The organism is Nocardia sp. NPDC055321 (assembly GCF_053645575.1).
This window is the reverse complement of record NZ_JBSHMS010000009.1, coordinates 125,423-147,096: the sequence shown is the minus strand read 5'-3', so window position 1 is coordinate 147,096 and position 21,674 is coordinate 125,423. Positions and strand designations below refer to the sequence as shown.

The 21,674-nt window shown below is 69.0% G+C and carries 24 protein-coding genes; 6 read left to right on the top strand and 18 right to left on the bottom strand.

What is annotated here, in order from left to right; all coding sequences use genetic code 11:
• Positions 1-51 precede the first annotated feature (51 nt).
• The 3 genes from ACWIGI_RS16630 to ACWIGI_RS16620 are packed head-to-tail and all read right to left on the bottom strand — an operon-like array spanning position 52 to position 3,554.
• Complete coding sequence (locus tag ACWIGI_RS16630) at positions 52-894, bottom strand: transglutaminase family protein (protein ID WP_454203266.1); 843 nt, start codon at positions 892-894, stop codon at positions 52-54.
• Positions 891-1,859 (bottom strand): alpha-E domain-containing protein, encoded by a 969-nt coding sequence (locus ACWIGI_RS16625; protein WP_454203265.1) that lies wholly within the window; start codon positions 1,857-1,859, stop codon positions 891-893. Before ACWIGI_RS16625 ends, ACWIGI_RS16630 begins: the two co-directional genes overlap by 4 nt.
• 54 nt (positions 1,860-1,913) lie before the next feature.
• Positions 1,914-3,554 carry a circularly permuted type 2 ATP-grasp protein gene (locus ACWIGI_RS16620; protein WP_454203264.1) on the bottom strand — a complete coding sequence of 547 codons (1,641 nt, stop codon included), beginning with the start codon at positions 3,552-3,554 and terminating at the stop codon, positions 1,914-1,916.
• A gap of 213 nt (positions 3,555-3,767) precedes the next feature.
• Here ACWIGI_RS16620 and rpsT point away from each other — a divergent pair, with 213 nt between their 5' ends.
• Positions 3,768-4,031, top strand: coding sequence for a 30S ribosomal protein S20 (rpsT, locus tag ACWIGI_RS16615; RefSeq protein ID WP_454203263.1), 264 nt, complete (start codon positions 3,768-3,770; stop codon positions 4,029-4,031).
• 174 nt (positions 4,032-4,205) lie between these two features.
• Positions 4,206-4,949 carry an LGFP repeat-containing protein gene (locus ACWIGI_RS16610; protein ID WP_454203262.1) on the top strand — a complete coding sequence of 248 codons (744 nt, stop codon included), beginning with the start codon at positions 4,206-4,208 and terminating at the stop codon, positions 4,947-4,949.
• A gap of 63 nt (positions 4,950-5,012) precedes the next feature.
• Here ACWIGI_RS16610 and holA read toward each other — a convergent pair whose 3' ends face one another.
• The 9 genes from holA to ACWIGI_RS16565 all read right to left on the bottom strand — a co-directional run bounded on the left by holA (position 5,013) and on the right by ACWIGI_RS16565 (position 13,949).
• The gene (gene holA / locus ACWIGI_RS16605; RefSeq protein WP_454203261.1) at positions 5,013-5,984 is read right to left on the bottom strand and encodes a DNA polymerase III subunit delta; all 972 of its coding nucleotides are present in this window, start codon (positions 5,982-5,984) and stop codon (positions 5,013-5,015) included.
• A gap of 10 nt (positions 5,985-5,994) precedes the next feature.
• Positions 5,995-7,314, bottom strand: a complete 1,320-nt coding sequence (locus tag ACWIGI_RS16600; RefSeq protein ID WP_454203260.1) for a ComEC/Rec2 family competence protein — start codon at positions 7,312-7,314, stop codon at positions 5,995-5,997.
• A gap of 1,096 nt (positions 7,315-8,410) precedes the next feature.
• Positions 8,411-9,250, bottom strand: coding sequence for a ComEA family DNA-binding protein (locus ACWIGI_RS16595; protein WP_454203259.1), 840 nt, complete (start codon positions 9,248-9,250; stop codon positions 8,411-8,413).
• A gap of 508 nt (positions 9,251-9,758) precedes the next feature.
• A complete protein-coding gene (locus tag ACWIGI_RS16590; protein ID WP_454203258.1) occupies positions 9,759-10,601 on the bottom strand; it encodes a DegV family protein in 843 nt (280 codons plus the stop codon).
• 17 nt (positions 10,602-10,618) lie between these two features.
• Positions 10,619-11,476 (bottom strand): diglucosylglycerate octanoyltransferase, encoded by an 858-nt coding sequence (gene octT / locus ACWIGI_RS16585; RefSeq protein ID WP_454203257.1) that lies wholly within the window; start codon positions 11,474-11,476, stop codon positions 10,619-10,621.
• The gene (locus ACWIGI_RS16580) at positions 11,466-12,128 is read right to left on the bottom strand and encodes a histidine phosphatase family protein (RefSeq protein ID WP_454203256.1); all 663 of its coding nucleotides are present in this window, start codon (positions 12,126-12,128) and stop codon (positions 11,466-11,468) included. The genes octT and ACWIGI_RS16580 overlap by 11 nt, the downstream gene beginning before the upstream one ends.
• Entirely contained in the window at positions 12,128-12,541 is a 414-nt protein-coding gene (gene rsfS, locus ACWIGI_RS16575) for a ribosome silencing factor (protein WP_454203255.1), read from the bottom strand. The genes ACWIGI_RS16580 and rsfS overlap by 1 nt, the downstream gene beginning before the upstream one ends.
• Positions 12,538-13,182 (bottom strand): nicotinate-nucleotide adenylyltransferase, encoded by a 645-nt coding sequence (nadD, locus tag ACWIGI_RS16570; RefSeq protein WP_454203254.1) that lies wholly within the window; start codon positions 13,180-13,182, stop codon positions 12,538-12,540. The genes rsfS and nadD overlap by 4 nt, the downstream gene beginning before the upstream one ends.
• A 71-nt stretch (positions 13,183-13,253) precedes the next feature.
• A complete protein-coding gene (locus tag ACWIGI_RS16565) occupies positions 13,254-13,949 on the bottom strand; it encodes an RsiV family protein (protein ID WP_454203253.1) in 696 nt (231 codons plus the stop codon).
• A 208-nt stretch (positions 13,950-14,157) separates the two neighbouring features.
• On the opposite strand from ACWIGI_RS16565, the gene ACWIGI_RS16560 reads away from it, so the two are divergent.
• Both ACWIGI_RS16560 and ACWIGI_RS16555 read left to right on the top strand, forming a co-directional pair.
• Positions 14,158-14,808 (top strand): Uma2 family endonuclease, encoded by a 651-nt coding sequence (locus ACWIGI_RS16560; RefSeq protein WP_454203252.1) that lies wholly within the window; start codon positions 14,158-14,160, stop codon positions 14,806-14,808.
• A 365-nt stretch (positions 14,809-15,173) separates the two neighbouring features.
• Positions 15,174-15,611: a hypothetical protein gene (locus tag ACWIGI_RS16555; protein WP_454203251.1), complete on the top strand. Its 438-nt coding sequence runs from the start codon at positions 15,174-15,176 to the stop codon at positions 15,609-15,611.
• 62 nt (positions 15,612-15,673) lie between these two features.
• Here ACWIGI_RS16555 and ACWIGI_RS16550 read toward each other — a convergent pair whose 3' ends face one another.
• Both ACWIGI_RS16550 and ACWIGI_RS16545 read right to left on the bottom strand, forming a co-directional pair.
• Positions 15,674-16,237 carry a hypothetical protein gene (locus tag ACWIGI_RS16550; RefSeq protein WP_454203250.1) on the bottom strand — a complete coding sequence of 188 codons (564 nt, stop codon included), beginning with the start codon at positions 16,235-16,237 and terminating at the stop codon, positions 15,674-15,676.
• A 100-nt stretch (positions 16,238-16,337) separates the two neighbouring features.
• Entirely contained in the window at positions 16,338-17,120 is a 783-nt protein-coding gene (locus ACWIGI_RS16545; RefSeq protein ID WP_454203249.1) for an SDR family NAD(P)-dependent oxidoreductase, read from the bottom strand.
• A 96-nt stretch (positions 17,121-17,216) separates the two neighbouring features.
• Between ACWIGI_RS16545 and ACWIGI_RS16540 the strand changes: the two genes are divergently transcribed.
• Positions 17,217-17,852 carry a TetR family transcriptional regulator gene (locus ACWIGI_RS16540; protein WP_454203248.1) on the top strand — a complete coding sequence of 212 codons (636 nt, stop codon included), beginning with the start codon at positions 17,217-17,219 and terminating at the stop codon, positions 17,850-17,852.
• 19 nt (positions 17,853-17,871) lie between these two features.
• On the opposite strand, the gene ACWIGI_RS16535 is transcribed toward ACWIGI_RS16540, so the two are convergent.
• From ACWIGI_RS16535 to ACWIGI_RS16525, 3 genes are all read right to left on the bottom strand, one after another.
• Positions 17,872-18,237, bottom strand: coding sequence for a hypothetical protein (locus ACWIGI_RS16535; protein WP_454203247.1), 366 nt, complete (start codon positions 18,235-18,237; stop codon positions 17,872-17,874).
• Positions 18,238-18,457: 220 nt separating this feature from the next.
• Positions 18,458-18,727 carry a DUF6959 family protein gene (locus ACWIGI_RS16530; protein ID WP_454203246.1) on the bottom strand — a complete coding sequence of 90 codons (270 nt, stop codon included), beginning with the start codon at positions 18,725-18,727 and terminating at the stop codon, positions 18,458-18,460.
• Positions 18,728-19,685: 958 nt separating this feature from the next.
• The gene (locus ACWIGI_RS16525) at positions 19,686-20,372 is read right to left on the bottom strand and encodes a hypothetical protein (RefSeq protein WP_454203245.1); all 687 of its coding nucleotides are present in this window, start codon (positions 20,370-20,372) and stop codon (positions 19,686-19,688) included.
• A 125-nt stretch (positions 20,373-20,497) separates the two neighbouring features.
• On the opposite strand from ACWIGI_RS16525, the gene ACWIGI_RS16520 reads away from it, so the two are divergent.
• Complete coding sequence (locus ACWIGI_RS16520) at positions 20,498-21,283, top strand: RNA ligase family protein (RefSeq protein WP_454203244.1); 786 nt, start codon at positions 20,498-20,500, stop codon at positions 21,281-21,283.
• 57 nt (positions 21,284-21,340) lie between these two features.
• Here the strand turns inward: ACWIGI_RS16520 and ACWIGI_RS16515 are convergent, their stop codons facing one another.
• On the bottom strand, positions 21,341-21,673 hold the full coding sequence (locus ACWIGI_RS16515) for an MmcQ/YjbR family DNA-binding protein (RefSeq protein WP_454203243.1): 333 nt from the start codon (positions 21,671-21,673) through the stop codon (positions 21,341-21,343).
• Between the last annotated feature and the right edge of the window lies 1 nt (position 21,674).

Sequence of the window (21,674 nt, the reverse complement as noted above, 5' to 3'; positions counted from 1 at the left end):
GGATCGTCCCGCCCTGTGCGGAGAGCATCTTCAGGTCTGCCGTATCGCGCATCACGCGAGCCGAGTGATCTCCACAACCACGTCGAGATCGGTCGAGCCGCTGCCGCTGAAGATACCTTTCAAAGGGGGCACATCGGCGTAATCACGACCGACGCCAACTGAAACGTGTTGCTCCGTGACCGGGATGTTGTTGGTCGGGTCGTAACCCCACCACTGCCCGGTCCAGGCCTCCACCCAGGCGTGCATCTGACCGGCGACCGTGTGTCCCACTTCCCCGCCCGGATCCGGGTGCAGATATCCCGAGACATAGCGGCTGGGAATTCCCATGCTGCGCAACAGCAGTAGCGTCAGATGCGCGTAATCCTGGCAAACTCCCTGCCTTTCGGCGAACGCCTGCACCGCGGAGGTGTGCACCGAGGTCTTTCCCGCGAGATAGGTCATTTCCCGGTGCACCCATTCCGCGCCGCGCACAACGGCTTTGGCGGGCGGCACGCCGCGGGCGAGCTGGCGGGCCACCGGGGCCAGGCGGCGTTCGCGGGGGACGTAGTCGGTGGGGGTGAGCAGTTCGTCGAACCGATCCGCGATCGGGTCGGCGCGCAGTTCCTCCCAGGACAGTTCCTCCGCGGGCCCGGCGAACGGCTCGGTCTCCACCACCGAGGCGCTGGTGACCTCCAGTTCGGTGTGCGGGGCGTGCAGATCGAAGGCGGTGACGGTGGTGCCCCAGTAGTCGGTGTAGCGGTAGGACCTGGTCGAGGGCACGGTGTCGACCCGATTGAGGATGACGTTCTGGCGGCTGTCCGCGCGCGGGCTCAGCCGCGCCTCGTTGAACGACCGCGTGACCGGCCCGTCGTACACGTACCCGGTGGTGTGCACCACCCGCATGCGCCAGCTCATACCGATTCCCCGACCCGGAAGCCGTTGAGTCCGTGCAGCCCGGTCCAGGCCACCCAGGATTCGGCGTGGAAGTACTGCAGCGCGACCGCCTCGCCGATCTCGTGACAGGTCGCCTGCAGCCACAGCAGCCGGCTCGGCAGGTCCTCGAGCAGTTCGGCCGAAGGCAGGAACTCCAGCTCGCTGCGGGCGCGCCCGAGCAGCCGGTGCGCTTCCTGGCGGGCGGCGAACCGGCTGTTGGGGCGCTGATCCAATTCCTGCAGGCAACTCTCGGCCATGTGCAGCGAATGGAACACCGACCGCGGGAAGAGCCGGTCCAGCAGGATGAATTCGGCGATCTGATTGGCGTCCAGCACCCCGCGGTGCGTGCGCAGGTAGGGATCGTGCGCACCGGCCGAGCGCAGGACCGTCACCCACGCGGGCGAGGAGGTCCGATCGCCGGCCCGCGAGAGCAGCAGGCGCACCGTCATGTCGACGCGTTCGATGGAACGGCCGAGCAGCAGGAACCGGTAGCCGTCGTCGCGGCTGAGGGTGGAGTCCGAGAGTCCGGCGAACATCGCGGCGCGGTCGGTGATGTAGTGACAGAACTCGTGCGGGCCGAGCGCGCGGGCGGCGCGTTCGGCCGCGGCCAGTCCGTTATAGGTGGCGTTGAGACACTCCCACATTTCGGTGGAAGCGACTTCCCTTGCGCCCCGGGCATTTTCCCGGGCCCGGTGCACGGAATCGACGATCGAGCCGCCGTGTTCACGGCCGAAGGCGACCAGTTCGGTCACCGACCACACGTCGAGTTCGGTTTCGGGCGGTTCTATGCCGAGTACCCGCAACAGCACCCGGGAGGTTCGATCCGGGTCCACGGTGGCGTCCTCGAGCAATTGATGCACCGCGACGTCCAGAATGCGTGCCGTGTACTCGGCGCGTTCTACGTATCGGCCGATCCAGAATAGGGATTCGGCATTGCGCGCCAACATATTTACCGCCTTACGGGTCCTACTGCTACCTCCGCCACGCTGCGGTTCTTTTGCCTACTGCGATTGTTGTTGCTGACCGGCCCGGTGCGGGGTGGGTTCGCGGGATTGGTCCCGGTCCTGCGGAATATGCTGTTCGCCGACCAATTGCGTGCCGGCCAATTCCCGCTGTGCCACAGAGGTTCTGGGGGCCAGTACCCAGGTGTCCTTACTGCCGCCGCCCTGGCTGGAATTGACGACCAGGGAGTCCTCCGGCAGCGCCACCCGCGTCAAACCGCCGGGCAGCACCCAGATGTCGTCGCCGTCGTTCACCGCGAAGGGCCGCAGATCCACGTGCCGGGGCTGCAGTCCGCCGCCGATCTTGCTGGGCACCGTGGACAATTGGACGACGGGCTGCGCGATCCAGCCGCGCGGATCGGCCCGCACCTTGCGGCGGACGGCGTCGAGTTCCTTCTGCCCGGCGTCGGGCCCGATGACGATGCCGTATCCGCCCGAGCCCTCCACCGGTTTCACCACCAGTTCGGCCACCCGGTCGAGCACCTCGTCGCGCTCGTCGGGTTCCCAGCAGCGGTAGGAGTCCACGTTGGGCAGGATCGGCTTCTCGCCCAGGTAGTACTCGATGAAGGCGGGCACGTAGGTGTACACGAGTTTGTCGTCGCCGACGCCGTTGCCGACCGCGTTGGCCAGCACCACCGAACCCGCGCGGGCGGCGTTGAGCACCCCGGCGACGCCCAGCATGGAGTCGGGCCGGAACTGCATCGGGTCGAGGAAGGTGTCGTCGATGCGGCGGTAGATGACGTCGACCTGACGCTCGCCCGCGGTGGTGCGCATGTAGACGACGCTGTCGCGGCAGAACAGGTCCCGGCCCTCGACCAGTTCCACGCCCATCTGCCGGGCCAGCAGCGAATGCTCGAAGTAGGCGGAGTTGTAGACCCCGGGGGTGAGCACCACCACGGTCGGATCGGCCTCGTTGGGCGCGGCGGCCGCGCACAGCGCGCGCAGCAGATGGCTGGGGTAGTCGCCCACCGCGTGCACCCGGTGCGAGGCGAACAGGTCCGGGAACACCCGGGCCATGGTGCGGCGGTTCTCCATCACGTAGGAGACGCCCGAGGGTGAGCGCAGATTGTCCTCGAGCACCCGGAAGTCGCCGTGCTCGTCGCGGATCAGGTCGATGCCCGCGACGTGGATGCGAACACCGTTGGGCGGCACCAGCCCGGCGGCCTCGCGGTGGAAGTGCGCGCACGAGGTGACGAGCCGGCGCGGGATCACCTCGTCGCGCAGGATCGTCTGTTCGCCGTAGACGTCGGCGAGGAACGCCTCGAGCGCGCGCACGCGCTGTTTGATGCCGCGCTCGAGTTTGGTCCATTCCGCGGCGGCGATCACCCGGGGCACCAGGTCCAGCGGAAAGGGTCGTTCCTGGCCGGACAGCGAGAAGGTGATGCCCTGATCGACGAACGCGCGGGCCAGCGCCTCGGCCCGGGCTTCCAGGTCGGCCGCGTCGGCGGTGGCCAGCGCCGCGAAGATGCCCCGGTAGGGGGCGCGCGGGTGGCCTGCGGGATCGAACATCTCGTCATAGGCGTCGGCATAGCGGCCGGTCCGGTAGCCCGCGAAGACCCCGTCCGCCGCAGTGTGGATCTCGGCACGGCCGTTCGATGATGGAGCGGCCGCGGCCGATCGTGCGCCGGCTACGGGGGTCATGCAAAAATAGTCCATCACGCAGGGGCAACACGCAGTTGGACGGGGATAAATTTCTCGTATCGTCCATGTAGCGAAGAGGGCCGATTTCATACACCGGTGTGTTGCCTGGTAATCTCGACCGTCGGTGCTGCGCTACGGATACGTGAGTGTGCGCCCGAAGACTTTCAGTACTTACCTCATACACACCACACGAAGGAACACGAGGAAACAGGCGTGGCCAACATCAAGTCCCAGATGAAGCGGATCCGTACCAACGAGCTTGCGCGCCAGCGCAACCAGTCGGTGAAGTCCTCGCTGCGCACCTCGATCCGCAAGTTCCGCGAGGCCGCCGCCGCCGGTGAGAAGGACAAGGCCCTCACCCTGCTGCAGTCCGCCAGCAAGAGCCTGGACAAGGCCGCCTCGAAGGGCGTCATCCACATCAACCAGGCCGCGAACAAGAAGTCGGCGCTGTCGCTGGCTTTCAACAAGCTCGGCTGATTTCCGCCGGTATTCCATTCCGGTAAGCATGCTTCGAACAGCCGCCGTGGCCACGACGACCACGGCGGCTTTTGTCGTATCCTCGCTGCCGAGAACTTGCCGAGGCCGACGGTTCCCTGCAGGATGGCTGCGACCGCCAGGCTATTGGATCGACCACCCTCGTTGGGAGCACCCTTGACACCGCTTCGCCGTACTCGCCCGTCCTGGACCCGCGGTGCCGCGGCCGCCGGTATCGTCGCGGTCGCGCTCACGACCGGTGTCGGCACCGCCGCCGCCCGGCCGATCGGCCCGTTCGAGGTGGGCGGGGCGATCGAGGTCGAATACGACCGGGCGGGCGGCTTCGACGCCTTCGGTGACCCGGTCGGGCCCGAGGTGGACGCGGCGGCCGGCGGTCGCAAGCAGGATTTCGCTCGCAACGTGTCCATCTACTGGACCCCCGCGACCGACGCGCGCGCCATCGGCGGCGCGATCCGGGACAAGTGGTGGCAGCAGGGCGCGGAGGGCGGGGCACTGAAGTACCCCGTGGTCAACGAGGGCGCGACGGCCAAGCCGGGGCGTTTCCAGCACTTCCAGAACGGGTCGATCTACTGGTCGGTCGGCACCGCGGCGCACGTGCTCACCGGTGTGATCCTCGACAAGTACGGCAAAGCCGGCTGGGAGAACAGCCCGCTGGGCTTCCCCATCACCGATGAGGGCAAGGCCAGCAAGGAGAACGGCAAGTACACCCTGTTCGAGGGCGGCGCCATCTACTCCACCCAGAAGACCGGCACCCACACCATCTGGGGCGCGATTCGCGACGAGTGGGTGCGCAACGGCGCGGAGAACGGGCGCTACGGCTTCCCGACCAGTGACGAATACGACTACGAGGGCGGCAAGGCCCAGGACTTCCAGGGCGGCAAGCTCACCTGGGAGCCCTGATCCGGCTCGGCCCTCGAACCCGCTCGGCGCCCGCGTGGCACGGGCGGGTTCGCTCGTTGCGGCTCAGGCGGATTCGCGCAGGTCGAGGATGCGCGCGAGGGCGTGTTCGAGGGCGTAGTTGGTGTCGGCCGCGCCGCCTTTGACGTCGGCGTTGAGAGTGGCCACGACCTGCAGGGCCGCGCCGATGGTGGCTCCGGTCCAGCCGCGGGCCTGGCCCTGAGCTTTCTTGACCTTCCAGGGCGGCATGCCGAGATCGCCGGCGAGCTTGAACGGGTCGCCGCGACCGGCGGAGCCGACGCGGGCGATGGTGTGTACCGAATCGGCGAGGGCATCGGCCAGCAGGACGGCCGGGACACCGCGGTCGGTGGCCCAGCGCAGCGCTTCCATGGCGGCCGGGCGATCGCCGGACACGGCCAGGTCGGCCACGTCGAAGCCGGTGACCTCGGCCCGGCCGGAGTAGTAGCGGTGTACCGCGGCCACGTCGACCTTGCCGCCGGTGTCGGCGATCAACTGTGAAGTGGCTGCGGCCAATTCGCGCAGTTCCGAGCCGACGGACTCGATGATCGCCTGCACCACGTCGCCCGAGGCCCGCACGCCGGCGTTACGGAACTCGTTGCGCACGAATTCGATTCGCTCACCGGCCTTGGTGACCTTGGTGGCCGGGTGTACCACCGCGCCCATCTTCTGCAGGGCCGGGGCGAGCGCCTTGGCGCGGCCGCCGCCGGAGTGCAGGATCACCAGCACGACGCCTTCCGGCGGGTCGGTGGCCGCGTCCTGCACCACCGCGACGGCGTCCTTGCCCGCTTCGGCGGCGGCCTCGAGCACGATGACCCTGTCCTCGGCGAACAGCGAGGGGCTCAGCAGCTCGGCCAATTCCGCGGTGCTGGCGTCGCCCGCCCGCAGCCTGTCCACCGGCATGGCGGCGGCGTCCGGGCTGGCGGCGCGCGCCTGGGCGGTTATCGCCGCCACCGCCCGCTCCACCAGCAGTTCTTCATCACCGAGCACGAGATGCAGGGACGCGGGTCGTTGGCTCACGTCCCCGATCCTACGAGTCACGCCCGACACCGCCCCGACGCGGGCGCAGCGCGCCGAGCACGATCGCACAGAGCACCGCGGCGATCACCCCCGACCGCACCCCGCTGGGCAGCCGCACCGAGGCGTGCAGCGCCGCCGCCCGATCGGCCACGGTGAGCAGCCACCACAGCGGCGGCCCGGTACACCGCACGACGACTTCCGCCGCCGGCGACCAGAGGCAGGAGAGCACGGCCCCGAGCGCCCCCAGCACGGTGATCGGCGCGATCACCGGTTCCACCAGCACATTCACCGCGATCGCGATCAGACTCACGTGGCCGGTCATCGCGATGACGATCGGCGTGGTCACCACGAACGCGGCCGCCGAGACCGCCACCGCGTCGGCGGGCGCTCGCCACCAGCCCCGGTCCCGCAGCCACTCCGACCAGCCCGGGGCGAACACCACGAGCCCCGCGGTCGCCACCACCGACAGTGCGAATCCCCAGTCCACCGCCAGTCCCGGCGACCACCCCACCAGCCCGATCACCGCCGCGCACAACGCCGGAACGGCCTGCTTGCGCCGTCCGCCCACCATCGCCAGCAGCGCCACCGCCCCCATCACGGCGGCGCGCAGCACACTCGGCGAGGGCCGGGCCAGCACCACGAACATCACCAGCGCCGCCCCCGCGACCACCACCCCCACCCGCGGATCCACGGTGAGCGCCCGCATCGCCAGCAGCACCGCCCCCAGCAGGATGGTGACGTTGGCCCCCGACACGGCGGTCAGATGCGACAGATGCGTCTCCCGGAAGTCCTCCCGGACCTTCTCCGACACTCGCGAAACGTCCCCGATGACCAGCCCCGGCAGCAGCCCCGCCGCCTCCTCCCCCAGACTCCGCTCCGCCACCCCCGCGAATTCCGCCCGCACCCCACCGGCCACCCGCTGCCACCACGGCGCGTCCCCCACCCGCACCGGAACCCCCTCCGCCCGAACGACTCCCACGGTCACGCCCCGCCCCCACCCCACGTCCACCTCCCCCCGGAAAACGACCCGCTGCCCCGGCAACAACCCGGCCCACCCCGCCTCCCGGACGAAGGCGATCACCTCACCCCCGCCCCGAACGACTTCCGCACCACTCGCCCCGCGTTCACCCGCCCGCTCTCCCCCGCCGACATCACCCCGCCGAAATTCCACGAGCTCGAGCCGCACGATCCAGTCCCGCCCCCGAAACCCCGCCCCACTCAACTTCTTCGGGTCCTCGGCCACCACGGCCGTGACCCGAACCCGTTCCCCGTCCACCAGCGCCCCCATCGGATGCCCCTCGACCCGGTAGGCCACCCATCCCCCCGCCACCCCGTACCCCACCCCAACCACCAACCCCGCCAACACAACCCACACATACCCGCCGGCCCACCACCCCGAACCCCACCCCGCACGAGTCCCGCGGCCGAAGTCCCCCCGTTCCGAATCACCATCCCCCGCCCCCAGCCGCCTCACGCCACCCGCCCTCGAACGCCCGATAACCCAGCAGCACAAACAGATCGCCGCGATTCCACACACCCCGGCCAGCCCGAGCGCGGCCCGCCATCCCCCAACCAGCGCCACGATCATCGCCCCCCACGCACACCCCGCCGCAGGCACCAACCGCGCGTCCAGAACCTGCGGAGCCTCCGGTTCCCCCGTCTCCCCCGCCGCTCCGTGCCCACTCCTCCCGCCCGTCACGGCAAGACCGTCGGTTGACAGCGACCGGAGCCGTAGGGTCCCACCCCAGCCGGCGGATTCGACCCCCATTCCGCCGTGGAACCGACGCCGGTCCGCGGGCAGTCCGCGCCCCGATGGCACAGCGGCCCAGACGTTTCGGCCGGCGACGAACTCTCCGCCACGCACACGCGGTGACGTACCGGACAAGCCCGCGCAGGCACGGACGACTCCTGTGGGCCGAGGACCGCAGGACGAACAGTTACCGTATCCACCTCCCCGGTCGAACCCACCCCGTCACATCCTCTGATCCGCTTCCGGGCTCCCCATCGTGTGGGCCGAACATCGGCCTCACCGGGTGAGTCCGCTCGAACCTCCGGCATCACCGGCGACGGCCGGCAACAAAGGGCATCACCACCCGATCCGACGCCGCCTTCCGCGTGGAGGCAGCACATTTCACATGGGCCATCGCCGCACTCCCGGTCGCGGCATAGGGTCGGTCCCAACTTGGAAAGGCATGGGTCACCTGCCCGATACGATCCATCGGGCGCTTCATTCCCGGGGCCGGTAGGGCCCGGACGGAACGAAGCCGACGCGGCCGAGCGCACGCGAAGATCATCGCGGCTATCGAAGGTGTGGATCATGCGTCGGCCAGGAGGTGGTGTCGTGTTCTCCTCGTGGCGCCGGTAGCGGGGTGCCACAGCGCTTTTCGTGTCGAAGCGAATCGTCGGGTGCGTACCGCACGGCGGGTTCATATCGTCACCGAGGCGCGGAGGCGGGCCAGGCGGGCGGGGCCTATGCCGTCTATGTCGGCGAGTTGGTCGATCGAGGTGAAGCGGCCGTGGGTGGTTCGCCAGGTGACTATCGACTTGGCGGTGATGGGGCCTACGCCGGGAAGGGCGTCGAGTTCGGCCTCGGTGGCGGTGTTCAGGTTGATCTTGGCGGCGGGGGTCGCGGGGCGGGTGGATGTGGGAGCGGTCGCGGTGGACGGGGGTTTGGCGGAATTGAGGATGGTGGTGGCTATCTGCTGGGGGCGGGGAGCGGGTTTGCCCACCACTATCTGGTCGCCGTCGGTGAGGGGCTGGGCCAGGTTCAGGGCGGAGAGATCGGCGTCGGGGCGAGGGGACGCGGACTTCAGGGCGTCGGCCACCCGGGAGCCGGCGGGCAGGCGGCGGAGACCGCCGTACTCGACGAAGCCGATCACGCTCACGACCAGCTCGCCGGTGGACGCCGGGTGTCCGTTCACCTCGGACGGGCCGGGCGCGGCGGGATAGCGGGAGGAGGCCGGCTCGTCCGCGCCCGGCTGACCCTGCGGGCCGGGACCGGAACCACCGGGACCGTTCTCGGCTTTCGCGCCGACGCCACCCGCACCGCCCGAACCATCCGGCGCCGCACCGGATACCGGTCCGGCACTCGTCAGCGGTCCGATGGGCGGCACCGCGTACACCTCGGGTTCCTCCCGCAGCGCGACCATCCCCGCCAGCACCACGGCGAGCACCGCCACCACCGCCAGCACGACCACCCCGCGCGGCCCGGGATCCCACCGCGTGCCCCGGAACCGCTCGGGCACCACCCGCTCGTACCAGGGCACCGCACCCCCGCCGCCCCCGGAATACCAAGCGGGAGCACATAATCCGCCGGGCTCGCGCGCCTCCCGCTCCCCGCTGCTCCGCGCCGCCTCGTGATCGAGCCGCGCCGTGTGCCCGGAGTTCTCGCGCTCGTCCGACGTCTCGTACGCCCCACCCGGCGGTCGCGAACCACGCCGGCCGTCCGCCCGCCCGGGAGCGAATCCGTCCGCCCCGCAATCTCGGAACTCGCGCGCGGGTGGATCGACCGAATTCTCGTCCCAGCGAGATCCGCCGCGCGGCCCGGGATCAGGTGGGGTGGGCTCGGAGCCGGTCAGTGCGCCGAGCCTGCGGGTCGCGGGAGTGTGTTCGTCGATGCGTGGCATGCAGGCGACGGTAGGGCGCGAGCGGAGGCCGACATGTGCCGTGACCTGGCATTTCCGCGGGCCTGTGGATAACGAATTCCGTTGTGGAAAGCCGGATTTTACCGCGACCCGAGCACGAACACAGCGCTCTGATCAGCGACTACGCCGATCAGCCGCATCCGCCGGGCACGACGAGCGCGCCCACCGCACCCATACCGAGATGTACTCCCAGCGTCGGCCCGAATTCGTTCACGATCAGTTCCCGAATCCCCGGAACCAGGTCCCGCAGCTGCCCCGCGATGGTGTTCGCCGCCTCTTCCGCCCCGAGGTGCTGCACCGCCACCGCGGCGCCGTCCTCACCCGCCGCGTCCACCGCCGCCGCGACCAGTTTCGCGAACGCCTTGGACCGCGTCCGCGCCTTCTCACGCAGTTCGATGCGCCCGTCCACGATCTGCAGAATCGGCTTGGTCACCAGCTCGGTGCCGAAGAACGCCGCGGCACTGCTCAACCGCCCGCCCCGGCGCAGCTGCTCGGTCCGGTTCACCACGATGAACGTGCGCCCGCGGCTGGCCGCGGACACCGCCGAGTCGTACACCACGTCCAGCGGCGACCCGGTTCGCGCCCGGCGCGCGGCCGCCAGCACCGGCAATCCGGTCCCAAGCCCGGCACTGAGCGAATCCACCAGCCGCACCCGGTCGGCGGCGTCCATATCCCGCACGGCCGTGCGCCCGGCTTCCCAGGTGCCCGAGAGCTGCCGCGAAATGTGCACGGCGACAACGCCGTCACCGTCGCTCATGTCCAGCGCGCGCTCGTACGCCGCGCGCAGATCACCCGGCGAGGCGCCGGAGGTGGTCACTGCGGAGGAGCTGTAGTCGATCTCGCAATCGTCCACGCCCTCCCGGATCTCGCGATCGTCGACCAGCACGTGCAACGGAACCGTGAGCACGCCCAGGTCGGCGGCGAGGTCCGCGGGCAGGCTGGCCGACGAGTCCGTGACAACCACGACGGCCATCGGCTAGCGGACCTTCCTCATGCGGTCTTGCCCTCGCGCACCGCGACCTCGGACAGCACCTTCACCATGGCCCGGGCGACGGCGCTGTGCCCCTCCCAGCCCCAGTGGATGCCGTCGGGGTTGGCCTCGCCGTGGAAGACGTTGTCCCGCACGGCTTCGCCGAGGTCGACCAGCGGAATCGACCTGTCGCGCGCCCAGTCGCTCACGGCCCGCACCATGGGCTCGCGCCCGGTGTGCACGCGCGCGTACGCGTCGCACTTGTGCACCGACGGCAGCACCGCGATCATCGGCAGCTCCGGCCGCAGTCCGGCCAGCGCGTCGCGCGACTGCTCGAGGTAGTCGACGCTCACCGCGGGCGGCAGCGCCACCGGCCAGCCCAGCGGAGAAAGCTTGGGCTGCAACCAGTTGTACGCCTCGCGCACCCGGCGCCGGGCGGTGGCGGGCCGCACGTAGCGGATCAGCTCACGCAGGGCGGTCGGCAAAGGCGAAGGCAGCGAATCCATTCCGGCGGTCGCGAAGACCACCGCGCCGGCGCGCGGCACGCTCGCCCACACGCGCGGGTCGCCGATCAGCGCCCAGTACGCGTCGCGGCAGGTCCAGCCGATCCGCGCGACCAGCTCCACGTCCCAGCCGAGTTCGGCCGCAACGAGATTGGGCCAGATGCGGGGATGGTCCGCGGCCAGCCCGCCCTTGGGCCCGAAATAGGACAGCGAGTCGCCGATCACCAGGAGCACCGGCCGGGCCGCGGTGTCGGGTTCCGGGTCGGTCGCGCCGCCGAACAGCGCGTCCGGCGCCTGCCTGACGTTGGTCACCTCCGACGCCTGGCGCAGCAGTTCGTCGGAGACTTGCCGTTCACCGGCGGTATCAGAGGACATCGGGGGCTACCTTCGCGACCGCGTTCCACACATCGAGCCGCCAGCCGGGCCGGTCCATGCTCGGACCGTGGCTGGTCAACTGCACCCAGCTGGTGTTGGCCAGTCCACCCAGGGCGGGCCAGTTCACGGGCGGCAGGTCCAGGATCGCCGCGGTCAGTGCCGCGATCAGGCCGCCGTGCGCGACGAGCACGATCGTACGGCCGGGCCAGTCCTGGCGCTCGGTGAAGAACTCGTGCACCACCGGCAGCGCACGGGCGCCGACCTGGAGCTTGGATTCGCCGCCGGGCGGGGTGAAGGTCGGATCCATGCGCCATTCCTTGCGCGCACCGGGATACAGCGAGTCGACCTCGTGGTGGGTCATGCCCTCCCACTGCCCGAGATCGGTTTCGCGCAGCCGGGTGTCGGTCACCACCGGCAGGCCGGCGTGATCGGCGACGGCGAGCGCGGTGTCGTGCGCGCGCCGCAGATCCGAGGAGACGATGTGGATGACATCGCTGGTGGCCATGTCGGGGGCGCAGTCCTTGGCCTGACGGCGGCCCAGTTCACTGAGTTCGGTGTCGATCTGGCCCTGCATGCGGTCGGTGGCGTTCCATTCGGTCTGCCCGTGGCGCAACAGGATCAGCCGGCGGACGCCGGCGAGTTTACTGCTCACTACTCGTCTCCGGCCTCGTCGTTCGCGTCGGCCTCGACCTTGGCGCGCTGCGCTTCGATGCCCTCGATCGGAATCTGCGGGCAGTCCTTCCACAGCCGCTCCAGGCCGTAGAAGTCGCGTTCGTCGTTGTGCTGGATGTGGATCACGATGTCGACGTAATCCAGCAGCGCCCAACGACCTTCGCGGGTGCCCTCGCGGCGCACCGGCTTGTACCCGGCGTCGCGCAGCTTGTCCTCGACGTTGTCGACGATGGCGTTGACCTGGCGCTCGTTCGGCGCGGACGCGATCACGAAGCAGTCCGTGATCACGAGCTGCTCGGAGACGTCGAGCACGACGACTTCCGCGGCCAGCTTCTCATCGGCCGCCAATGCCGCCACCGTCGCCATCTTGACCGCTTCGACTGATGCGCTCACCCTGCCGCCACCTTCCCATTGCTGTGCGGCACGTAGAGGTGCCGCTTCGATATGTACTGCACGACGCCATCCGGGACGAGGTACCACACCGGCCGGCCCTCGCTCGCTCGCCGCCGGCATTCGCTCGAAGAGATGGCGAGGGCGGGGATCTCGATCATGGTTACGGCGTCGGCGGGGTGATCACGGAGATAGTCGGCCAGGTGGTCGATGTTCAATTCGTACCCCGGACGGCTGACCCCGACGAATTTCGCCAGTTCGAACAGTTCCGACCAATCCTGCCAGGTGAGGATGCTGGCCAGCGCGTCGGCTCCGGTGATGAAGTACAGATCCGCGTCCGGATACTGTTCGCGCAGCTCACGCAGGGTGTCGATGGTGTAGGTCTTCTTGCCGCGCTCGATGTCGGTCCGGCTGACGGAGAAGCTCGGGTTCGACGCGGTGGCGATGACGGTCATCAGATATCGGTCTTCGGCCGAGCTCACCAGCCGGTCCGCCTTCTGCCACGGCTGCCCGGTCGGGACGAAGATGACCTCGTCGAGTTCGAGGGTGTTGGCGACCTCGCTCGCGGCAACCAGATGCCCATGGTGGATGGGGTCGAAGGTGCCGCCCATCACCCCTAGCTTGCGGCGCCCTGTCGTATGCACGAATAGCGAGCTTACCGGGGGCAACCGCCGGAACGTCGTCCCGGCGGTTGTCATTTTCGGTTGTGGGTGGGTCAGGCGGTGAGGGCGGCCTTCATCTCGGGCTTCAGGACGTTGTTCAGGGCCTGCCACGGGATGGTGATCATGATGTTTCCGGCGGCGTGCGAGGCGATCTCGCCGAAGTAGATCCGCAGGCCGTCCTTGGCCACGGCCCAGTGCCGGTAGTTGTCTTCCTTGGGGAGCAGGGCGTCCTTGTAGTAGGGCTCGCCGTGGGTGGCCTGGGGCACCAGGGTCACGGCCTGGTCCTTCAGGACCGCGAGGCCGCTGTTCACGTCCTTGAACAGGTCCCGCAGCACGAGGGCCTTGCCGGTCTCGGTCCGGGTGTTGTGGGTGATGAAGTCCTCGTACGGGTGCGCCGCGCCCTCGGCGTAGATGCTCACCGAGAACTTGGTGCTGAGCACCTGCTGATTGGTGTAGACGTAGTTCGTCCCGGTCTTGACGTCCACGTGGTCCCCCGCCCGCGCGATGTAGATGTCGGCCGCGCGCCGCACCGAGCGGTTGAAGACGTCCCGGGCCTGCAGGTAGGACCCGTCGACCCCGTCGATGTCGAATCGCGGTACGTCGACCTTGTAGTGGTGTCCCTCGAGGGTGTAGGTGCTCGACCGAAATCCGACCACCGCCTCACCCCTGGCCACCACGCTGACCGCGCCCATGGTGAGCGCCGCCAGCACCATGGCGAGTAGAAGATGAACTGTCTTACGCTGCCCCATGTCGCTCTCCGAAGTCGCAGGCTGCCGGGCTGTTCCCGGCGTTGTGACAACTGTCGGGCCACCCGCCAACGGTTCCCTAACGAGCGGCCAATGGTCCGGGCTCGCGGGGTTTTCCGCAGCGGACGGCATCTTCCGTGACGCACGGCCGCGGGGTCGCGCGCGACCGGAAGCCGCTGGTGAACGGCCTGACCTCGGTACCATGACCCGTATGTCGATCCCGCACGCGGAGAAGCCGGATCTCCCGGAGTTCATGAGCTGGGAGCAACTCGAAGAGCTGCCGGACGAGATCGCCGGGCAGATCGAACTGTGGGCGGGTCGCGTGGTGTGGGTCCGTCGTGGGCCCGCGGAACATCAGGATTGCCTGGTCGAGTTCCGGAATGCCCTGCGCCGGTGCGCCCGTGCGGCGATGACCGAACGCCTCGACGACTGCTGGCGCGCATCCGTCGAAACCAACGTCTTCTTCGGCAAGACAGGCAAATCCGACTTCGTGACCCCGGACTTCCTCGTCTACCGCTGCCTCGACCAGGAGTACCAGGACATCCGCGCGTCCGATGTCCTGCTCGCCGGTGAGGTGCTGTCCCCCTCGAACACCGAACGCGATGTCGAGGCCAAGAAGGCCCGCTACGCGGCCGCCGGCATCCCCTGGTACTGGGAGGTGATCCTCGGCCGAAACCCCCGCCGCATCAAGGTGGTTCGCGTGTACGGCCTCGAAACCAGCCACGGGCTACTACCGGACGGCGTCGCACCCCTGCGCCCGGCCAACTACATCGTCGCGGGCGAATGGACCGATGCAGTCGACGGCATCGACTTCGATCACCCGTTCCCGATCCACATTCCCTGGACCGAACTGGAATTCTGAGTCCGGGGCCGTTGACTGAGGCCGCCCTGCCCGCTATTCGGCTCGCCGCCTCGCTACAAGAGCGCCGAGGCGCGGAAGGAAAACTTCCGGGGATTCGATGAGGAGCCGGATACTCGGTTGCGGCCGCGAGACGCTTGGCCGATGGTGGCGAGGTGTGGGTTTTCGTATGTGCCGGCTGTGACACGCCGCTGAGCATCCCGCTCCGCGAGGTCCGCTGGCGCGGGGACGATGAACTGCCATGCCTTCCGCACGGAATCTGGGAGCCGTTGCCCGCGCGGCTCATACCGGGTGCGTTCGCCGTCAACACCTATCCGCCGAGCACTGTCCGCCGATCGGACGGCCGGAGCTACCTGGGACCCGAAGGCGTGCACTATGTTCTGCATCCCGGGGATACCCGCGACACTGTTCTGATCATCGACACCGCCGATGATCAGGCCTGCTTGGGCATCGTCGGCTCCGGTGGAGCCAACGTCGCGTGCGCGCGCTGTCGCGGCCGCATCGGGTTCCGGATCGACGATTGCCGTACCTGGCAGCAGACCCTGTTGAGCGCCGCCGCCGTCGAGCGGCGCGAGAGCCCGGCTATCCGAGCGCCCGCCATCGTTCGCTACCCGAAGGTCGATCAGGGTCTCGTCGACCGAGCACGGTGGCGGCACGGGGATCGGGTTCACGACTTCCAGCGAACTGAGATCGCGGGCCCGGGAGGCGAGCGATGGTTCGGCGAGTCGGCATGGCGCGACGAGGTGGAACGAGCGCACCGGGACGAGCGACAGCGACTGGACGAACTACCGCCCGGATCGGGATAAACCCTGCGGAATCCCGAACCGGGGTGCGGATTGCGTGTGTGCGCTGCCGTGTGCCCGCATACTCACGATGGCTCCGGGTCGGCGAGCCCGCCCACACCCAGCATCGCCTGGTATCCGGTCAGCAGGATAGCGAGCACAGCTGCGGGCAGATAGAAGACATACGCGACGATCACTGGTGGCGGCTCGTTCGCCGGAACGGGAGCGACGAACGCGGCGGCAACGCAGCCGAGGATGGTCACAGCCGACAACGCTGATATCCAGCGGTGCGGGGCGATAGCCGAGAGCACGCACAGCAGCACCGGCAGCGCCAGGATGAATACTGCTTTGCCGCCGTAGAACTCGGCGATGCGCTGCTCGCACTCTGCCCCCGTGGCAATTCCTTCCGAGGGCAACAACCCCAGCTCACACGAGGTGATCTGCATCATCGAACTGCTCGCCGCGAGCACCCCGAGCGCAGCGGCGACCACCGCGACCACAACCCACGCGATCCGAACATGAACCACCGAATCCCCCTTTTTCACAGCCGGTTCGGCTGCCCGCATCCGACCCGTCGAGCTACTGTCGACGGTCTCGAAGGCGCGCCGCTCTGAACCACAGCTGTCTGACTTCCCCGACTGTGCCGTCATGACGGATGAGACCACGCGAGCAAGACGAGCCCCGACGGTCCAGAGGTCGAGTACACCATCGAGAACGTCGGGGAGCGAGTGACTTTCGCTACCTGAGCGACTACGTGTGCGCGCCGCCGTCGATGCGGATCTCCGTCCCGCTGATGAAGCGGCCGTCGTCCGAGACGAGCATCGCGATCACGCCCGCGACGTTCTCCGGGCTCGCCATCTCGGCGGGATTGTCCTGCGGGACAATCGCGATGAGGCGCTGGAAAAGGGACCAGTCCGAATCCTGGGGCAGGTAGCCGGGAGTCGCGTCGGTGATGCCGGACTTGATGCCGCCGGGGGCGACGCTCACCGCGCGCAGGCCGCGCTTGCCGTATTCGAGAGCCAGGACGTGGGTGAGGGTCTGGATCCCGCCCTTGCTGGCGGAGTAGGCGGCCATGTAGGGGTGCGCGAAGTTCGCAGAGGTGGAGCTGAAGTTCACGATCGTGGAGCTGGGGTTGGCCAGCAGGGCGGGCAGGGCTTCGCGGATCACCAGGAAGGTGCCGGTCAGGTTGACGGTGATGATCTGGTTCCACAGATCCAGGGAGGTCTCGTGGGTGTGGGCGGCGCGCAGGATGCCCGCGGCGTTGACCAGTGCGTCCAGGCCGCCGAGGGTGTCGACGGCGCTCTTGACGCCCGCGACGACGTTGGCCTCGTCGGCGATGTTCAGCTCCAGGGCGGTGAAACGCTCGCCGGTGCCGGCTTCGGTGGCGGTCTTGTGGGTCAGCTCCAGACCTTCCACGTTGACGTCCGCGCCGACGACGATTGCGCCCTCGGACAGCAGACGAAGTGCGGTGGCCTGGCCGATGCCGGAGCCCGCGCCGGTGACCAGGATGCGGCGCTGTTCGAGACGGTTCATGAGATCTCTTCCTCGACGGTGAGTGCTTTAGTGACACGATATGCCATAAATGGCACACCGCGCCACTAAATCTTTCCCGCTCTGTAGAGTGCGCCTGTGACCAGCGACCGAACCACGGCCACGCCCGGCCCCGGGCGTCCCGCCCTCAGCGAAACCCGCCGCGCGGCCACCCGCCGCCAGGTCGCCCTGGTCGCCGCCCGACTCTTCGCCGAAAACGGCTACGCCGCAACCACCGTCGAGGAGATCGCCGCCGCCGCGGGCATGGGACTGCGCACGTTCTACCGCTATTTCCCCGCCAAGGAGGACGTGGTCGCACCCCTGCTGGCAGCGGGAACGACGGCCTGGGCCGATGAACTCGCTGCCTGTCCCCCGGATCTGCCGCTGCGCGACGCGCTCGCCAGGTCCTATCGCTCCGCGACCGCCCACGCGCTCACCGAGGCGGGCATCCCCGACACCCTCCTGCACCCCGTGCTGCGCGCGGTCACCGAGCTTCCCGCCCTGCGGTCCACGTGGCTGCGAGTCCAGCAGGACGCGGAAACCCGGCTGATCCCCATCATCGCGACGCGCACGAACCGCTCGGCCACCGACATCTCCGTGGCGCTCACCGCGGCGATGGCGAACACCGCAGTCCGCCTGGCCACCGAGCACTGGGCCGCGACGACGGGTGAGACCTCCCCCGCCGACGTGGTGGACACCTACCTGGCCCATCTGGCCGAGGGGACGCTGCTGTAAGCCTTGCGGCCCCAAGCCATTACGTTCCGAGGGTCTCCGCCTGCCACGCCTCGGGCAGTTCGAGCGTCAACGGTTCGACCGTCTCGGCTCCGCAGATGTAGAGCGCCCACCACAGCTCCTCACACGGAATGTGCTCGTCCCCAGCGATATCCACCCACACCGCGACCGTTCCGTTCGCACGAACCGTCATGTCCCACCAGGACCAGCGGCGCAGTCCGGGCGCGAAACAGGAAATCCACTCCCGGATCGTCCAGGGCTCCTCGGCGCGCGCCTCCGAGTACCTGCGGTCGGCGATGAAAGCGATCTCGTCCCGCTCCACGAACCACGGCGGCAACCCCTCGAAAGACGCTGACTCGCCCGCGAAATCGAGTTCCGCGATCGTCAACGCCCCCGAAATCAGCTGTCGCAGCCGGTCTACATACAACCTGGGCTCGATGGCGGGCCACACGACAAACGTCGCGAGCGACCCCCTCGGCCCACCACTCGGCCGGGCCAGTACCCGCCCACGCTCCGAATCGAACTCTCCCACCACAACTTCCGCCCCCTTGGAATGTCTCGCGCAGCGATCGGCACCCACTATGCCGGAACGACATGGACCCCGGTCGTCACCGCTGGTAAGGCAAATCCTTCCCCACCGAGGCCATCATCGCCTCGTACGCCCGCTGCATGTCGGTCAGCGCCTCCCGCACCTCCGCCAGCGCGAACCCCGCGTCCTCCGTGTTCCCCCGCGCGAGTTCCGCCTCGGCTTCCTCGGCGGCGTCGACCAGAATGCTCAGCGAATCCCCCTGAATGGTGACGCCGGGAAACCGCCGACCCTCCCATTGCACCAGCGTGTGCTGTCCGGCGGTGGCCAGGATCGTCGCCTCGTACGTCATCCCCGCCCCACCCGCTGCCCGAATCGCGACCGCCCGTCGACGCCCGCCGGATCTGCCAGCGCGAGTGCGACCCCGATCGGCATCCCGGTGCGCTCGGCGAGGTTCACGCGCTCCCGAACCTCCGCCAACGTCCGCGGCCGATATCCCGGCCCCGTCCCGCAGCAGCCCGCGCGGAACGTCAGTCCCGCCCCGAGCACGATGGCGAGCACACGCCACCCGGCCGTATACGACTTACGCGGAACCGCGAGCTGCTCACCGGCATTGATCAACCCCGCCCGGCACTGCGGACACACCGCGGGCTCTCGATACCCCGGCATCTTGTACGAGACCCGGCACCCCAAACACACCCAATGCGACTTACACGGATGAAACCCCATACCCGCAGGCTACGCAGCCGGCCGCACCGAATCGACCGTTTATTGGTCCGAGCAAGGCCACCGCGTCAACGCCCGCCCACACCCGGCCGCCGGTCGAATGTCGTCGGATCGAACAACGCCAGCGCCTCCCCGACCGAAATACCCTCCCGCCGTGCGAGGTACACGCGCTCACGGACCTCACGCGACGTCCGCGGCCGATACCCGGGACCGGTGCCGCAGCACCCGCCGTGAAATGTCAGCCCCGACTCGAGCACCGTCGCGAGGACTCGCCACCCGGCCCGGTCGGCCTTGCGCGGCACCTCGAGATGCGGTCCGGCGTTGGTCATCCCGCCCCGGCACTCCGGGCACCGCGCCCACAGCCGCCCCGTCGGATGTTTGAACGACACGCGGCATCCCAGGCACACCCAGTGCGACGTGTTCGGGTAGAAGCACATGGGGACACGGTAGGGATATCGCGCCCGCCCCGTCGATCCGTTTTCGACGCTCGTCGGCCGGTCGGCCGTCGCCGGACGGTCGAACTCGAGATTCCCTGGCTACAGGCTACTTTCGGGGTCCGACAGGGTCGGACCACTTGGGGTCGCTCAGGGCTCGCGGGTCCAGAGGGTGGCGGTCAGTTCGCGGAGGTGGGTGTCGTCGGGGACGTCGGCGGTCACGCGGAAGTAGACGACGGCGTTCTTGCTCGTGATCGCGCAGTACTCGGCGCCGGCGGGCAGGAGGTCGGTCGTCTTCGGCATCGGCTGTTCGAGGGCGTCGGTGCGGCAGCCCTCGGGGGTGGGGCCGGAGACCGACAGGCCCAGGGCCTGGCCGGCGCCGGTCGTCAGAGCGCCGCCGCAGCCGATCTTCACGGACAGGTCGGTGTCGCGGGTCGTCGTGGGCTGGCCGGCGGGGAGGTCGAAATCGACGCCGGACTGGGCGCACGCGGTCGTCGCGGCGGGGATGCTCAGGGCCCGATCCGTGTAGACCTCGCTCCAACCGGGGAACGTGACCGCCTCGGTGGTGGTCGGCACCGTGGGAATCACCGGGATCGGCGCGCTCGCCACCGTCGTGGTCGTGGTGGGGATCGCGACCGTGGCGTCGTCGTCGGCTTCCAGGGCGGAGATGCCGAGCAGAATGCCGAGCAGGCTCACGAACGCCAAGGTCGCGGCGGCGAGCGCCATGCGCAGTTTGGAGCTCGACGAGGGGGGCGTCGGCTGTCCGGTGCCCAATCCGTTCGGCAGCAGCGCACTGCGCGGGCTCGGCGGAGCGGGCGGGGACGGGTGTGGGCTCATGCGGTGGGATCTTTCCGTCGAAAAGTCAACGGGGTCAACACTCTCATGACAAATGCCGTGATGGCCCGATTCGGCGAGTCCGAAATGAGTGGACAGCGGTCGCGGGTGGCGCGCACGATACCGCGATGACGTTCGATCTGCGCACGGCCGACCTAGAGGTGATCAACAGTGCGACCAAGTACCCCTCGATCGCGACCTATCACCGCCTCGGTGAACGCGGCGCGCTGACCGACGCCGTCACCGAGTTCGACGGACCCGTCATCGGCACGGAGAAGGTCGACGGATCCAACTCCCGCGTCATCTGCCTGCCCGACGGCACCTGGCTGCTCGGTAGCCGCGAGGAACTGCTGTGTGCCAAGGGCGATCTGATCGGAAACCCCGCGCAGGGCATCGTGGCCGCGCTGCGCGACGTCGCCGGCGCCCTCGACGCCCCGGGCGACGCGGTGCGGGTGTACTTCCTGGAAACCTACGGCGGCAAGGTGACCGCGGCGAGCAAGCAGTACACCGGCACCCTGACGGTCGGCTACCGGCTGTTCGACGTGGCGGTGCTGCACGACTACGCCGAGCTGTTCACGCGCCCGGTCAAGGAGATCTCCGCCTGGCGCGAGGCGGGCGGTCAGTCGTTCGTGGACGAGACCGAACTGACCGCCGCCGCGGCGCGCGCCGGGGTCGAGCCGACCCCGCGCCTGTTCACCCTCGATGCCGCGGACCTGCCCCGGGATCTCGACGCGACGCGCGACTTCCTCGCCGCGCAATTGCCCGAAACCCGATGCGGGCTGGACGATAAGGCGGGCGGACGCCCGGAGGGCATCGTGCTGCGCACCCCGGACCGCTCCGTCATCGCCAAGGCTCGCTTCGAGGATTACGAGCGGACGCTGCGCCGGCGGCGCTCGGCCGCCGCGTCGAAGTAACGCCCCGAACCGATCGAGGCCCGTACCGTGCGGAACACCCGTGCGGTACGGGCCCGCTCATACCTTGGGCCGCTTGGCTTTCGGCAATTTGGCGACGATGGTCTCGTACGACGCGTCGATCAGTTCCCGCAGTTCGTCCTCGGGGATCTTCCCGCCGAGCGCGATGCTGTTCCAGCCGTACCGCCCGATGTAGGCCGACACCGACACATCCTCGGGGTACACCGCGATCAACTCGTCCGCCTCGGCCCGGGTTCCGCACTGGAGCCCGATCGAGTCACCGTTGCCGAGGAAGGCGAAGATCTTGTCGCCGACCTTCGCGACGATGTCTCCCTCCCACGGTTCGTCCTGCCACGCACCGGGTTTGGCCAGGCAGTAGGCGAGTACATCCATG

What these genes read in the sequence shown, in the direction of transcription:
- ACWIGI_RS16550 (WP_454203250.1), bottom strand. Translation starts at nt 16,237, where the DNA reads ATGACGGCACAGTCGGGGAAGTCAGACAGCTGTGGTTCAGAGCGGCGC.
- ACWIGI_RS16515 (WP_454203243.1), bottom strand. Translation starts at nt 21,673, where the DNA reads ATGGATGTACTCGCCTACTGCCTGGCCAAACCCGGTGCGTGGCAGGAC.
- ACWIGI_RS16530 (WP_454203246.1), bottom strand. Translation starts at nt 18,727, where the DNA reads ATGACGTACGAGGCGACGATCCTGGCCACCGCCGGACAGCACACGCTG.
- ACWIGI_RS16545 (WP_454203249.1), bottom strand. Translation starts at nt 17,120, where the DNA reads ATGAACCGTCTCGAACAGCGCCGCATCCTGGTCACCGGCGCGGGCTCC.
- ACWIGI_RS16560 (WP_454203252.1), top strand. Translation starts at nt 14,158, where the DNA reads ATGTCGATCCCGCACGCGGAGAAGCCGGATCTCCCGGAGTTCATGAGC.
- ACWIGI_RS16520 (WP_454203244.1), top strand. Translation starts at nt 20,498, where the DNA reads ATGACGTTCGATCTGCGCACGGCCGACCTAGAGGTGATCAACAGTGCG.
- ACWIGI_RS16625 (WP_454203265.1), bottom strand. Translation starts at nt 1,859, where the DNA reads ATGTTGGCGCGCAATGCCGAATCCCTATTCTGGATCGGCCGATACGTA.
- octT (WP_454203257.1), bottom strand. Translation starts at nt 11,476, where the DNA reads ATGTCCTCTGATACCGCCGGTGAACGGCAAGTCTCCGACGAACTGCTG.
- ACWIGI_RS16525 (WP_454203245.1), bottom strand. Translation starts at nt 20,372, where the DNA reads ATGAGCCCACACCCGTCCCCGCCCGCTCCGCCGAGCCCGCGCAGTGCG.
- ACWIGI_RS16565 (WP_454203253.1), bottom strand. Translation starts at nt 13,949, where the DNA reads ATGGGGCAGCGTAAGACAGTTCATCTTCTACTCGCCATGGTGCTGGCG.
- ACWIGI_RS16590 (WP_454203258.1), bottom strand. Translation starts at nt 10,601, where the DNA reads ATGGCCGTCGTGGTTGTCACGGACTCGTCGGCCAGCCTGCCCGCGGAC.
- ACWIGI_RS16620 (WP_454203264.1), bottom strand. Translation starts at nt 3,554, where the DNA reads ATGACCCCCGTAGCCGGCGCACGATCGGCCGCGGCCGCTCCATCATCG.
- ACWIGI_RS16630 (WP_454203266.1), bottom strand. Translation starts at nt 894, where the DNA reads ATGAGCTGGCGCATGCGGGTGGTGCACACCACCGGGTACGTGTACGAC.